A 12,532-nucleotide genomic window follows, 5' to 3' on the forward strand; every position below is an offset into this window, starting at 1 on the left:
TAATCATCATGTTTGCCCTCGCTATGGGCATCATAACTGCCAACGCGCAGGAGAATGTAACCGTTGAAACGACCAACGGAAGTGAACAACCGACCTTGACGAAGGAGGTCTATCCGCAGAAGGAGGCGGACGGCGACCTATATCACGGGCTGTCACTCAAGCTGACCTTCGACCGCATGATACCGCCGCACGGTCTGGAAGTGACCTACGACAAGACCGTCCACGTCATTTTTCCGGCGGAGGTGCGCTATGTCGATTTAGGCTCGCCCGACCTGATTGCCGGGAAAGCCGACGGAGCGGAGAACATCATCCGTGTGAAGGCTACCGTAAGGAATTTTCCCAACGAAACGAATATGTCCGTCATCACGGAGGACGGCAGTTTCTACACCTTCAACGTGAAGTACGCCGCCGAACCGCTGTTGCTCAACGTGGAGATGTGCGACTTCATCCATGACGGCAGCACGGTGAACCGCCCGAACAACGCGCAGGAAATCTATCTGAAAGAGCTGGGCAGCGAAAGCCCGATGCTGGTGCGCCTTATCATGAAGTCCATCCACAAACAGAACAAGCGCGAGGTGAAGCATATCGGCTGCAAGCGTTTCGGCATCCAATACCTGTTGAAAGGCATCTACACGCACAACGGCTTGCTTTATTTCCACACGGAGATAAAGAACCAGAGCAACGTGCCTTTCGATGTGGACTACATCACTTGGAAAATCGTGGACAAGAAGGTTGCGAAGCGTACTGCCGTGCAGGAGCAGATTATTCTGCCGCTCCGCGCGCAGAACTACGCCACCCTCGTGCCGGGCAAAAAGAGCGAGCGCACGGTCTTCACGATGGCGAAGTTCACCATCCCCGATGACAAGTGCCTCGTGGTGGAATTGAACGAGAAGAACGGCGGCCGTCACCAGTCCTTCGTGATTGAGAACGAGGATTTGGTACGCGCGGGTACCATCAACGAACTTCAAGTACGCTGACCATGAGAAAGTACATCGCAATAATCATCGCGTCGCTTGCCCTTTTTACAGGGCAGGCGCACGCCCAGCGGTGTCTGCCGAAGATGCAGGGCATCGAGGTGAGGGCGGACATGGCGGACGGCTTCAATCTCGGCGGCAAGGACGGCGGGTACAGCTTCGGGGCGGCTCTCTCCACCTACACGAAGAAGGGGAACAAGTGGGTGTTCGGTGGCGAATACCTGTTGAAGAACAATCCCTACAAGGACACCAAGATACCCGTGGCGCAGTTCACGGCGGAGGGCGGCTATTACTTCAAGATACTGTCGGACGCCCGAAAGATTGTTTTCGTCTATGCCGGGGCTTCGGCTCTCGCCGGATATGAGGCGGTAAATTGGGGGAAGAAGGTGCTGCATGACGGCTCCACGCTGCACGACCGGGACGCCTTCATCTACGGCGGTGCGCTGACGCTCGATGTGGAGTGTTACGTGGCAGACCGTATCGCCCTGCTTGCCAACCTGCGGGAGCGTTGCCTTTGGGGTGGCGACACACGGAAGTTCCACACGCAGTTCGGGGTCGGTATCAAGTTCATCATCAACTGACACGGGCATGGAAAGGACGGAAATAGATGCTGTCAGAAGGATGCCGCTTGCGGATTTTCTCGCACGGCTGGGGCATGAGCCTGTCAGAAGGAGCGGTAACGAGCTGTGGTATCTTGCCCCGTACAGGGGCGAGCGCACATCCTCTTTCCGTGTGAACGTGGCGAAACAGCTCTGGTACGACTTCGGTTTGGGCAAGGGCGGCGACATCTTCACGCTTGCCGGGGAGTTTCTGCAAAGCGATGACTTCATGAAGCAAGCGAAGTTCATAGCGGAAGCCGCCAATATGACGGTTGCCGGATGGGAAAAGCCCGTCTATCTCTCGAAGCCGACCGAATCCGTTTTTGAGGATGTGGAGGTCGCTCCGCTGCTCCGCTCACTGCTGACGGAGTATTTAGAGGAACGGGGCATCCCTTACGCCATCGCATCCCGTCACTGCTGCCGCTTGAACTACGGTGTGCGTGGGAAACGGTATTTTGCCGTTGGCTTTCCGAACATGGCAGGTGGCTATGAAGTCAGAAGCCGATATTTCAAGGGTTGCATACCTCCGAAGTCTGTATCACTGGTAAAGGCGAATGACATCCCGGCTGACGAGTGCCTCGTGTTCGAGGGCTTCATGGACTTTCTCTCTGCCGTGACGCTTGGTGTAACCGGTAACGCTGACTGTCTTGTGCTGAACTCAGTCGCCAACGTGGAGAAGGCGGCGGGATTGCTGGACGGATACGGGCGCATCGGCTGCTTCCTCGACCGTGACGAAGCCGGACGGCGGACGCTTGCCGCACTTACCATGCGATACGGGGAACGTGTCACCGACCGTTCCTCCCTCTATGACGGTTGCAAGGACTTGAACGAGTACCTGCAACTGACAACGAAAAAACAGAAAAACAACCATCTAAAAATCGAAGAACAATGAACATACTGAACAACAGAAACAAGAGAACATCAATATTCAAGGCAGTGGCGTTATGCCTGATAGCCGCCATGTCATTCACCCTCGTGTCATGTGACGATGACATGGACATCCAGCAGTCCTATCCCTTCACGGTGGAGGTCATGCCCGTGCCGAACAAGGTAGTAAAGGGGCAGACAGTGGAAATCCGCTGTGAACTGAAAAAGGAGGGCGACTTTTCGGGTACGCTCTATACCATCCGCTATTTCCAGTTCGAGGGGGAAGGCTCGCTCAAAATGGATAACGGCATCACCTTCCTGCCTAACGACCGCTACCTGCTGGAGAACGAAAAATTCCGCCTGTACTACACGGCGGCGGGTGATGAGGCGCATAATTTCATCGTGGTGGTGGAGGATAACTTTAGCAACTCCTACGAACTGGAATTTGACTTCAACAACAGGAATGTAAAGGACGACGATCTTACCATCGTTCCCATCGGCAACTTCAGCCCCTTGTTGAAATGATGCGTGTATTCATGACAATGCTCTGTTCACTTCTGACGGTCTGTTCTGTGTCCGCGCAGATCAGCCGCCAAGAGGGAACGGACGGGCAGGCGGCAATCTACCGACTGCCGCTTATGGAACGTGCTTTTTTATGCTGCCGCTACTTTGAAGGCTGGCACTCAGAAAAACACTACCCATACGTCGGTTGGGGTCACAAACTTTTGCCAAACGAGAAGTATTCGGCACGAACCATGACAAAACGGGATGCGGATGAACTTTTGCGGAAAGACCTGCGCAAATTTGTCGCCATGTTCCGTAAATTCGGGGTTGATTCGATTTTGCTTGGCACGTTAGCTTACAATGTGGGACCGGCGAAGCTGTTAGGCAGCAAAACAATCCCCAAAAGCACCTTAATCAAGAAGCTGGAAGCTGGTGACAGGAACATCTACCGTGAGTATATAGCCTTCTGCAACTACAAAGGAAAACGCCACGCCATGCTGCTCAAACGGAGAAAGGCGGAGTTTGCGCTGTTGTATATCCCATAAAAGGACTGACAAAACTGGCAAAAGACGTGCCATATTTAACTTGGCACGTCTTTTGCTCTATCACTTGATAGATTATCGTAGGATTTTCTCGTTAATTGACATCGTTGAGCCATTTTTGCCTATCGGTTTCCAAATAACACTTCAAGTTGTAAGTGTTGTGAGAGCAATACAAAACATAGTTATTAACCATAAAAAGTATAGCGAAATTATGAAGAAAGTATTTAGGAAAATTCAGAAAGGAACAACAAAAATGATTGAACGTATCAAATCGTTGGGGGAAATGGAGACGAAGCAGAAATGTGTAGTTCAACGGTTCGAGATTATCATTCCCCTCCACCAAAAAATAACGACCCAATATATAGCCTCCGCAAGTTTTACTTGCGGATTTTTTAGTTATCGCAGATTGGACAAAGGTTTCTTTGCTACTTTCTTTGTCCGCCATCATGCTCACTGAAAGAAAGTAGGGCGGCTCTCGCCGCCCCGCCACTCAAAAGCGTGTGTAAAGTCCCGTCACCATCGTGAACATTTCCTCCAGCATATCAAAATAGATACCCTCGTGTACGGCAATGTCCTTTGTCTTGCACTCAAAGGTCTTTTTGCTGAACGTCCTGCGGTAGAAGCGCATATTGTAGAGGTCTGCCCCTTCGTCATAGATGATGTCAAGGCGGTTGGCACTTGTTTTGTTCCTTGCAAGGCTCATCCGTAAGCCGTTGCCCATATCTATGAAATCACGGCTACCTGTCATGGCGGTGAAGCGTTTTCCGCCTATCTGCTGTAATATCGTCTTGGCTATCATATCTTTTGTTTTTAGGGTTTTAAGTATTGGCGGTGCGGACACCGCCATCCCGTTCAAAATTCTCGCATTTCGGAAATGGGGGTCTGCCGTTGTAGCCACTCTTTCACACATTCCATATTGTACTCGCTCGTGATGACTGCCGTATGGCTGTCGGTGGCGGTGAAACGTGTGCTTTCGTAATCATCTATCCACCCCTTGAGGGTGTCCGTTCCCCACGCTCCGGTATCGTCAAAGATACCGTCCAATGCCGTGATAGGTTCGCTGAACTTGACTATCAGCGTTTGATAGGTCGTGTTCATAGTCTGTCCTCCTTTCCCTTCTTTGCGTTCAGCCACTTGTCCCGTGCGGCTCGGCACTCGTCCAACGTGGGTTTGACACAAGAGAACAATTCTCTGTCTATGGGGTGGCGGTAGTCGTACTGCACAAGTGTCCGCCTGCGTCTTCCGATACCCGATTGGAAACGCTCGTATTTCTCCGTACCTGCTTCCGCGCAGGTGCTTACTCCGTTGATGGTCATTCGTGTTGTCATAATGTTGCTTTTTAGATGGTTAAAAATGTACTGACAGAACTCTGTTCTTCATCACCATTTCGGGGTTGCTTGTGTAGCGTTGGTGCAGGTAGAAATGGTGTGAGCCGAAGCCGTAAAGGAAAAACTTGTCAAGTTCGTGCTTCTCGGCAAACTCCTTTACGCTCTTTCTCAATTCCCCCTCACTCGTTGTGAGAGTGAGGAGGTTCACAAATTCAAGGAACATCGTGGGGATTGCATCATCCCACACACAAATCATACTTTCAATTCTTACTTCCATATCAATGTTGTTTTAGGGGTTATGCTATGCCGCTTTCATCCGCTCACGGATAAGGTTGGCGTTCTTGTTCACAAGGTCTATGATGCGCTCGTGATATTCGGTGTCCTGGTTGTGCTTGCCGTGGCACTGCACCACTTCGAGGGTTCGCAAGTCCACCTCTACGGTTTCAATAATCTCATCGCCAATCCTTGCCGATAGTATGAGGGTGTCGGCTTTCTTGTAGTATCCACTGCCAAACACGCAGATGCCCTGCGTCTTGCCCTCGTTGTAATACTCGTCTATGCTTTCAAGCACCTTGACGATTATTTCCTCGTCCGTGATTACCAAGCCGAAGAATTTGGATTTGTTGGCGATGAAATCCTCCGCATCTTTCTTTCGTTGGAGTTGTCGCTGTTGCTCACGCTCACGCCTTTCAATCTCCCAACGGCGTTGCTCTGCGGCTCTTTCCTTCTCGTGTATGGCTTCAATTTTTCGGGTTGCGTTGTCGTGTGCCGCCATGAAATCTTCGGGACAGATGTTCTTCGGGTTACGGAGGTCTTGACCGAGTTTTTTGAGCATACGCAGATAGTCGCACCACATTGAGAGGTTGTCTATCTGATACTTGTGACGCTTGGCAATCAGATATGATGCCCAACATTCATCGGCAGTACGGGTATTGAAAAGAAAGTGTTTCATGACCTCAATCTCACCGCCTTTCATAAGGGTTTCAATTCTTGGGTCTGAAAGCAAGGCTTTGAAAAGACGCACGGGGGAGATGCCGTGGAAATCGCCCTTGAAGCCGTTACGTCTGAGTTGGGGCAATATCCTCATCTTTGGATATGCACAGCTTCTTGCCACCACATCATCGTATAGGCTGTTGTGCGGTCTTACCTCCATATCGCTGCCTAATGCCCACACATCGCAATAGCAGAAAAGGAAGCCACGGAGCAACGCCATGTCCGTAACCTTGCCGTCGGGTGAAATCCAACGCTGCACGACCTCGTGGCAGTAGAAACGCATCGGTTCGCCTTTCCTGCTCTCGCATCTGACCTGCGCCACGCGGATTACCTGATACCCTTTGCAGGTGGTTATCACGCTGAAATTCTGCGTTTCCTTGTAGATGCGTCTGCGTGTGTCCTGCACTTTGAGTTCGGCATGGCATTTGGGGCAGGTGCAGCCTTCAAGGGTGTCGCATAGTCCGCTGTCGCTGTGCCACTCGTGACCGCAGTCGGAACAGGTGATGTTCCCTTTCTTGGTGCGGTAGCCGATATGCTCAACGCAGTGGCGGTATGCCCAATCTATTTGTGTCGCTGATATGGGGCGAAGGTTGGCGGAAAGTCTTGCCACCTCTTTCTGTATCTTGGTCTTCGGTTTCATAAGCCTAAATCAAATAATGAGGGTTGGGGTTGGTTTTCTTTTCTCGCTGACGGTCTGTGGCGGTTCTGCAACTTGCGGAGTTCCTCCTCTTGGTATTTGCGGACAGCGTTCTGACGTGCCTCCGCCTTTTCCTCTGCCGTGAGTTTCACAACGTGGTTCACAACCACTTGGCAGTCCATCGGTTTGCCCACCTCTATCTCGTTTTCCTCATAGTAGTGGATGGCTTGCCCGAATATCTCTCCGTCCGTGAAACCGTTGCAACCGCTTTTCTGCACATAGTTCAGAATGTGGGTCACGCACTCGTCCATGTTCTTGGCAGGGTTGCGGTACTTCTTTGCAAATAGCGCATCTTCCTCCGCACGCTGTTCCAAGTACATATATATCGTTCTCTTGAAATGGTCTGTTCCTTTCATATCGCTGTCATTTTTAGATTATCTGTTTCAGTATCTCTCTCCAATAGGTCGGCTCTACCTCGCTGAGAAGGAAGTCCATGAAATCCCTCCGTGCGTCCTTGTTCAGTTCGTGGTACAATCTTCGGAAAGTTTCAAAATTGCCGTTGATGTACGTTTCCACCATATACACGAAGATGTTGTCCACCTCGTAATATCTGCACTGCTGCGCTGCCGTCTTGCTGTTTCTTTTTGCCATGTCGGTAAGGGTTAAAGGGTGAATAACCAAAGGATGAAGCCAAAGAAGGCAATGGTGGAAAGGATAGCCACGATTACACCTATCGCCACTCGGAACACTCCGTTTACAATCTCTCTGATGATGCCCCAAAGGATGCCGAACACCCCGAAGGCGGTGCGCATCATCAAGCCGCATATCGCCAACCCGATGTGTTGCGCCATTTGTCTGAAATTTGCCGTTGCCGTCATATCTTCGCTGTTTTTGATTTTTTTGTTTTTAATGCGGATTCAAGAGCTGAGGGAGTTGAGTTTCAAACTATCTTATCTGCCTCTCGTTTATCCGACATTTTTTTTATGCGTCTTTCTGTCGCATCGGTCGTTTTCGTTTCGGGTGCTTGAAAAGGTAGGGATTAGGGAATGCAAGGTTTTTCGGTCAAAATACTACCCGCAGGGCTGGAGATTTTTACCGAAAACAGGAGGCTTGACCTTGCTTTCCCGTCCAATCCCGGAATTACCTTTGCGCCCAGAACGAAAATGACTGACTGATGCGGCTTACTGAAAGGCGCAAAATGGAGGTAAACGAAAACAGAGGCAGATTGTGTAGAAAAAAACTTCAGGGGAAAATCCGTAAAAAAAAGAATCACCAAAAGGAAAAAGACATCACCGGAAGCGTGAAAAGGGCAAACCACAACAAAGGAAGTATGATTGTTTCCGATCCGACGGAACTTGTTCAGCCGGGTGGCAACAATCATTCTTCCCGGTTTGTCCGGCTGTGTGTGGGCGCCTGTTTCATTCATGGGGCAGGCTGACACACTCTGCATTCACTTTCCGCTTCCGGCAAAAGAGACAGCGAAAAAAGAAAAATCATTTGAAAACCCGTAAAAGCACCTCTTGGCATAGGCGCAAAAGAAAGGGGCATTGCTTCATCTGTCTAAACATCGTTTAGGCGTGAGGCAATGCCCTTTTCTCCAGCTATGCGGTAGTCGGCACACGTTTGTTCCAAACTCGTTTTGGGCAATGGTGTGCCGACGGACAATACCGCTTTTACGGAAAATTCTTATGAATGAGGGGATAAAAAACGGGAGTTTATATCAAAATCTCGAATTAAATAGCTACTTTTGCATACGAAGAGTTCTTTGAAGGTTACGCAACGCGCAGAAGGATAATGCAGTAGATAACTAACTAAATCGTAACCTATTACTATCAAGAGCAATTAACCTACGCTCATTTCCAATAAATTACACTCTTTTCGTAACTTCTTTTTGCAAAAGTTGCTACTCCCTTGCAGCTCAGCCCCTCTGTGGAGAGGTATGCTATCCCTAGCCTTGAGGCAAACGAAAAGAGCCGCACACCGGAGAGAGGCTGTTCTCTCCAGAGTACGACCCTTGGTTCGGTAGAGGGGTGATATTTATCGGGTAAAGCTCTTTATTGCTTCGATAACGCGTGCAATGTCGTCGTCGCTAAGCGCACTCCCGCTCGGTAGACATAGACCTCTTTCGAAAAGCTCTTCGGACACGGAGCCTCCATAATAGGGGCAGGATGCAAAAACGGGCTGTAGGTGCATGGGCTTCCAGAGGGGGCGGCTCTCAATGTTTCCTTCCTCAAGTCGGAGGCGTAGTTGCTCACGATCGAACCCGGTCTGCTTAGGATCGATGAGGATTGTAGTAAGCCAGAAATTGGAATTGAACTGCGTAGAGGGGTTTTGTTGTACCTCTATACCCGAGATAGAACCTAATCCTTGGCTGTATAGACTGTGGATGGTGCGGCGACGGGCAATGTGCTCGTCTAGTACTTGCATTTGCCCACGACCAATGCCTGCACAGATATTGCTTAACCGGTAGTTGTAGCCGATTTTTTCGTGTTGGTAGTGGGGGGCTTGCTCACGAGCCTGCGTAGCGTAGAAGGTTACTCGGTCGGCAGCCTCTCGGTTGGGGCAGATCAGGGCTCCCCCGCCCGAGGTGGTAATCATTTTGTTGCCGTTGAAGGATAGCGCTCCATAGACTCCCAGCGTACCACACTTTTTCCCTTTGTATTCAGAGCCTATTGCCTCGGCTGCGTCTTCGAGTATGGGGATTTCGTATTCTTGGGCAATGGCGATGATTTCGTCCATCTTGGCAGGCATCCCATAGAGATGTACGGGGATGATCGCTTTGGGTTTTCTGCCCGTCTTTTGGATGCGGTCTTCAATAGCCTCTCTTAGGAGAGCGGGATCCATATTCCAAGTGTCGGGCTCACTATCTACAAATACGGGCTTAGCCCCTTGGTAGGTAATGGGGTTGGCACTCGCAGAGAAGGTGAAACTTTGACAGATCACTTCGTCGTCTCGCTCTACCCCGAGCATTATAAGCCCTAGGTGAAGAGCGGCGGTACCTGCACTTAGCGCCACAACTTCTTGCTTGTTTAAGGCGTGGTAATGTTTGAGATCTTGCTCAAAACCATTGACATTGGGCCCCAAGGGTACTACCCAGTTGGTGTCGAATGCTTCCTTTATAAAACGCTGCTCTTCGCCTCCCATCTGGGCGAGGGAGAGCCAAATTCGCTTGTTCATATGCTGTTATTTTTGGGTTAGTTGCTAATTAGGGGAGTAGGGTTTGTACGATGTACTTGAGGTCTCGGGCAAATGACCAGTGCCTGAGGTAGCTATAAGACCTCTCTTCCTTTGTTTATTAATTTATTCGTGATGACTTTCTGCTTAGAAGTATTATCCGATGTGTAGATAAGTGAATCCGGAGAGGTCGGATGGGTCAAAAACATTGCGACCATCAATTAAGAGGGGAGTGCGCATGGCCTTATGTATCAGCTCCCACTTGGGCATGCGGTACTCTTTCCACTCCGTAACGTGTAGAATGGCATCGGCGTCAATTACGGTTTCATATACGTCTTGGGCATACGAAATTTTATCGCCGAGGCGTCTACGAGCTTCGTCCATAGCGATGGGGTCGTAGGCAACTACTTGGCAGCCGGCACTGAGGAGGGACTCGATGAGCACTAGCGAAGGAGCCTCGCGCATATCGTCTGTGCCGGGTTTGAAGGCGAGCCCCCAGAGGGCAATTTTTCGTCCCCTTAGTTCGCCTTGGTAGTAGGAGTAGAGTTTCTCGAAGAGGATATTTTTCTGCTTTTCGTTCACTCGTTCTACTGCTTCTAGCACCTGCATTTCGTATCCATTTTGGTGCGCTGTGGCAATCAGGGCCTTTACATCTTTGGGAAAGCAGGAGCCTCCGTAGCCACACCCCGGATAGAGGAATTTGTTGCCGATACGTGTGTCGGAGCCGATGCCGTGGCGCACCATCGAAACATCTGCACCCACTTTTTCGCAGAGATTGGCAATGTCATTCATAAAGCTAATACGCGTGGCAAGCATGGCATTGGCAGCGTATTTGGTCATCTCTGCCGAGGGAATGTCCATGAAGAGTACGCGAAAGTTGTTGAGCAACATAGGTCTGTAGAGCTGAGTCATGAGCTCTTTGGCTCGCTCGGAGTCAACCCCTACTACCACTCGGTCTGGCTTCATAAAGTCGTCTATCGCATTGCCTTCCTTGAGGAATTCGGGGTTAGAGGCTACGTCAAATTCAATGGATACTCCTCTAGCCTCTAGCTCTTGGGCAATAGTGGTACGCACCTTCTCGGCTGTGCCAACGGGTACCGTACTCTTTGTTACAATGAGCTTATAGCCCTGCATGTTGCGCCCGATGGTGCGAGCCACCTCTAGCACGTAGCTAAGATCGGCAGACCCATCTTCGTCGGGAGGAGTGCCAACGGCGCTAAAGATGATATTGACTTCGTCGAGGACTTCTCGCAGGTCGGTAGAGAAGCGGAGACGTCCTGCCTCTATATTGCGGAGGACCAAACGGTCTAGATTAGGCTCGTAGATGGGGATAACCCCGCTCTTGAGTGCCTCTATTTTTTGAGCATTCGTATCAACGCAATAGACGGTGATCCCCATCTCTGCAAAGCAGGCTCCACTTACGAGCCCTACATATCCTGTTCCTACAATGGCTATATCCATGATGTTCTATGCTTCTGTTTTGTGGCAAATTCTGCGCTTGCCACAAAATGTTGATGGAAAGATTCTGCTATGAGGATCATGATCGCCATGAGAAAATGTAATATCCTTGTTCTAGCACGGGTCGATACTGGTTGGGATTTTGCTGTTCTCAGAGGTTTTTCTTCTGAGGGGTGTAAAAATGGTGATAATCATTGATCGCCAAGAAGGGAGCATGGGCAACGGCTAGGAATACCACGTCATACTCTTCGAAGGAGGAGGGGATTGTATTTGTTACCTCTATGCCGTACATTCCGTAAGCTTCTTCGGGTGATACGAATGGGTCGCATACCGAGATTTGTTCAATGCCATAGGAGTGTAGCGTGTTGTAGATATCCACGACTTTGGTATTGCGGATATCTGCACAATTGGGTTTGAAGGCAAATCCCAGAATCAAAATCTTGGCATCTTTTACAGGGATTCCTGCCAAGATCATTTGCCGGATTAGTTCTGTTGCGTAGTACACGCCCATGGAGTTGTTTACGGCGCGTGCCTCCATTAGGAGTCGGGGTTGGTACCCGTGTCGCAACGACTTCTCTATGAGGTAGTAGCTATCTACCCCAATGCAGTGCCCCCCTACAAGCCCAGGATGAAACGGCAAGAAGTTCCATTTGGTAGATGCCGCCTCTAGTACTTGGTGGGTATCAATGTCCATTGTGTCGAACATCTTTGCGACTTCGTTCATGAAGGCTATGTTGACATCCCGTTGTGCATTCTCCACGATTTTGGAGGCCTCTGCTACTCGGATGCTGGGGGCTTTGTGAGTGCCATTCGTTAGCACGCTGCGATAGAGAGCGTCAATATACTCTGCGACCTCGGGCGTGGAGCCGGAGGTTACTTTCTTTATTTTTTCTACGGTATGCTCTCGATCCCCGGGGTTTATGCGCTCGGGTGAATAGCCAGCATAGAAGTCTTTATTGAACTGAAGCCCTGATACCCTCTCTATGATGGGGATACAATCTTCTTCGGTGGCTCCGGGGTAGACGGTTGACTCGTACACCACAATGTCTCCGGCGGCAATAACTTTGCCGATGGTGGTACTAGCTTCGATAAGGGGGGTTAGATCGGGGCGATTGTTGTTGTCTACAGGTGTGGGAACCGTTACAATATAGAAGTTGCAATCCCGGATCTCTTCTATTTGGTCTGTGTATCGTAGATTCCTAGGCTCCGTTCTCTTCGCAGATTGAGCCCTGCTGATGGCTTCTATCGTGTCAGTCTCTTTTTGTAGGGTTGCCACCAATGTGGAATTGCAATCGAATCCTATCGTTGGATATTTTGAGGCAAATAAGCGAGCGAGGGGAAGTCCCACATATCCTAATCCTATGATGGCAATTTTTGCTTTGCTAATCTCCATTGTGGGTCAATCTCTAAGTTGACGTTCTAACTGTTTCTTCCCCATGAGGGTTTGGGCGCATCC

General features: G+C 50.0%; 19 protein-coding genes. 7 read left to right on the forward strand and 12 right to left on the reverse strand.

Going from position 1 to position 12,532, the window contains the following annotated elements; all coding sequences use genetic code 11:
• The first annotated feature begins 2 nt into the window (after nt 1-2).
• The 6 genes from traN to Q0090_RS07970 all read left to right on the forward strand — a co-directional run bounded on the left by traN (nt 3) and on the right by Q0090_RS07970 (nt 3,943).
• Nucleotides 3-977 (forward strand): conjugative transposon protein TraN, encoded by a 975-nt coding sequence (gene traN, locus Q0090_RS01390; RefSeq protein WP_297946747.1) that lies wholly within the window; start codon nt 3-5, stop codon nt 975-977.
• A 2-nt stretch (nt 978-979) separates the two neighbouring features.
• Nucleotides 980-1,555, forward strand: coding sequence for a conjugal transfer protein TraO (locus Q0090_RS01395; RefSeq protein ID WP_004291523.1), 576 nt, complete (start codon nt 980-982; stop codon nt 1,553-1,555).
• Between the two features lie 7 nt (nt 1,556-1,562).
• Complete coding sequence (locus Q0090_RS01400) at nt 1,563-2,465, forward strand: toprim domain-containing protein (protein WP_004291524.1); 903 nt, start codon at nt 1,563-1,565, stop codon at nt 2,463-2,465.
• The gene (locus Q0090_RS01405) at nt 2,462-2,965 is read left to right on the forward strand and encodes a DUF3872 domain-containing protein (protein ID WP_004291525.1); all 504 of its coding nucleotides are present in this window, start codon (nt 2,462-2,464) and stop codon (nt 2,963-2,965) included. The genes Q0090_RS01400 and Q0090_RS01405 overlap by 4 nt, the downstream gene beginning before the upstream one ends.
• Entirely contained in the window at nt 2,962-3,489 is a 528-nt protein-coding gene (locus Q0090_RS01410) for a hypothetical protein (protein ID WP_004291526.1), read from the forward strand. The genes Q0090_RS01405 and Q0090_RS01410 overlap by 4 nt, the downstream gene beginning before the upstream one ends.
• Nucleotides 3,490-3,553: 64 nt before the next feature.
• The gene (locus Q0090_RS07970; protein ID WP_004291527.1) at nt 3,554-3,943 is read left to right on the forward strand and encodes a hypothetical protein; all 390 of its coding nucleotides are present in this window, start codon (nt 3,554-3,556) and stop codon (nt 3,941-3,943) included.
• 33 nt (nt 3,944-3,976) lie between these two features.
• Here Q0090_RS07970 and Q0090_RS01415 read toward each other — a convergent pair whose 3' ends face one another.
• The 9 genes from Q0090_RS01415 to Q0090_RS01455 form a co-directional block, all read right to left on the reverse strand.
• Nucleotides 3,977-4,285, reverse strand: coding sequence for a hypothetical protein (locus tag Q0090_RS01415; RefSeq protein WP_004304290.1), 309 nt, complete (start codon nt 4,283-4,285; stop codon nt 3,977-3,979).
• Nucleotides 4,286-4,338: 53 nt separating this feature from the next.
• Complete coding sequence (locus tag Q0090_RS01420) at nt 4,339-4,641, reverse strand: hypothetical protein (RefSeq protein ID WP_005783104.1); 303 nt, start codon at nt 4,639-4,641, stop codon at nt 4,339-4,341.
• Nucleotides 4,581-4,814, reverse strand: a complete 234-nt coding sequence (locus Q0090_RS01425) for a DUF3873 domain-containing protein (protein WP_004304291.1) — start codon at nt 4,812-4,814, stop codon at nt 4,581-4,583. The genes Q0090_RS01420 and Q0090_RS01425 overlap by 61 nt, the downstream gene beginning before the upstream one ends.
• Nucleotides 4,815-4,833: 19 nt before the next feature.
• Nucleotides 4,834-5,091, reverse strand: coding sequence for a hypothetical protein (locus tag Q0090_RS01430; protein WP_004291531.1), 258 nt, complete (start codon nt 5,089-5,091; stop codon nt 4,834-4,836).
• 24 nt (nt 5,092-5,115) lie between these two features.
• Complete coding sequence (locus tag Q0090_RS01435) at nt 5,116-6,447, reverse strand: PcfJ domain-containing protein (RefSeq protein ID WP_004291532.1); 1,332 nt, start codon at nt 6,445-6,447, stop codon at nt 5,116-5,118.
• Nucleotides 6,444-6,860, reverse strand: a complete 417-nt coding sequence (locus Q0090_RS01440) for a PcfK-like family protein (RefSeq protein ID WP_004291533.1) — start codon at nt 6,858-6,860, stop codon at nt 6,444-6,446. The genes Q0090_RS01435 and Q0090_RS01440 overlap by 4 nt, the downstream gene beginning before the upstream one ends.
• Nucleotides 6,861-6,873: 13 nt before the next feature.
• Nucleotides 6,874-7,095, reverse strand: a complete 222-nt coding sequence (locus Q0090_RS01445) for a hypothetical protein (protein WP_004291534.1) — start codon at nt 7,093-7,095, stop codon at nt 6,874-6,876.
• A gap of 11 nt (nt 7,096-7,106) precedes the next feature.
• Nucleotides 7,107-7,322: a hypothetical protein gene (locus tag Q0090_RS01450; RefSeq protein ID WP_004291535.1), complete on the reverse strand. Its 216-nt coding sequence runs from the start codon at nt 7,320-7,322 to the stop codon at nt 7,107-7,109.
• Between the two features lie 161 nt (nt 7,323-7,483).
• A complete protein-coding gene (locus Q0090_RS01455) occupies nt 7,484-7,894 on the reverse strand; it encodes a hypothetical protein (protein ID WP_004291538.1) in 411 nt (136 codons plus the stop codon).
• A gap of 106 nt (nt 7,895-8,000) precedes the next feature.
• Here Q0090_RS01455 and Q0090_RS07975 point away from each other — a divergent pair, with 106 nt between their 5' ends.
• Entirely contained in the window at nt 8,001-8,213 is a 213-nt protein-coding gene (locus Q0090_RS07975) for a hypothetical protein (protein WP_007567577.1), read from the forward strand.
• Nucleotides 8,214-8,481: 268 nt separating this feature from the next.
• On the opposite strand, the gene Q0090_RS01460 is transcribed toward Q0090_RS07975, so the two are convergent.
• The 3 genes from Q0090_RS01460 to Q0090_RS01470 form a co-directional block, all read right to left on the reverse strand.
• Entirely contained in the window at nt 8,482-9,621 is a 1,140-nt protein-coding gene (locus Q0090_RS01460; RefSeq protein WP_297946754.1) for an aminotransferase class I/II-fold pyridoxal phosphate-dependent enzyme, read from the reverse strand.
• 153 nt (nt 9,622-9,774) lie between these two features.
• Entirely contained in the window at nt 9,775-11,079 is a 1,305-nt protein-coding gene (locus Q0090_RS01465; protein WP_297946756.1) for a UDP-glucose/GDP-mannose dehydrogenase family protein, read from the reverse strand.
• A 148-nt stretch (nt 11,080-11,227) separates the two neighbouring features.
• Nucleotides 11,228-12,469, reverse strand: a complete 1,242-nt coding sequence (locus Q0090_RS01470) for a nucleotide sugar dehydrogenase (RefSeq protein ID WP_297946758.1) — start codon at nt 12,467-12,469, stop codon at nt 11,228-11,230.
• Nucleotides 12,470-12,532: the final 63 nt, after the last annotated feature.

This window comes from uncultured Porphyromonas sp. (assembly GCF_938023125.1).
Classification (GTDB): domain Bacteria; phylum Bacteroidota; class Bacteroidia; order Bacteroidales; family Porphyromonadaceae; genus Porphyromonas.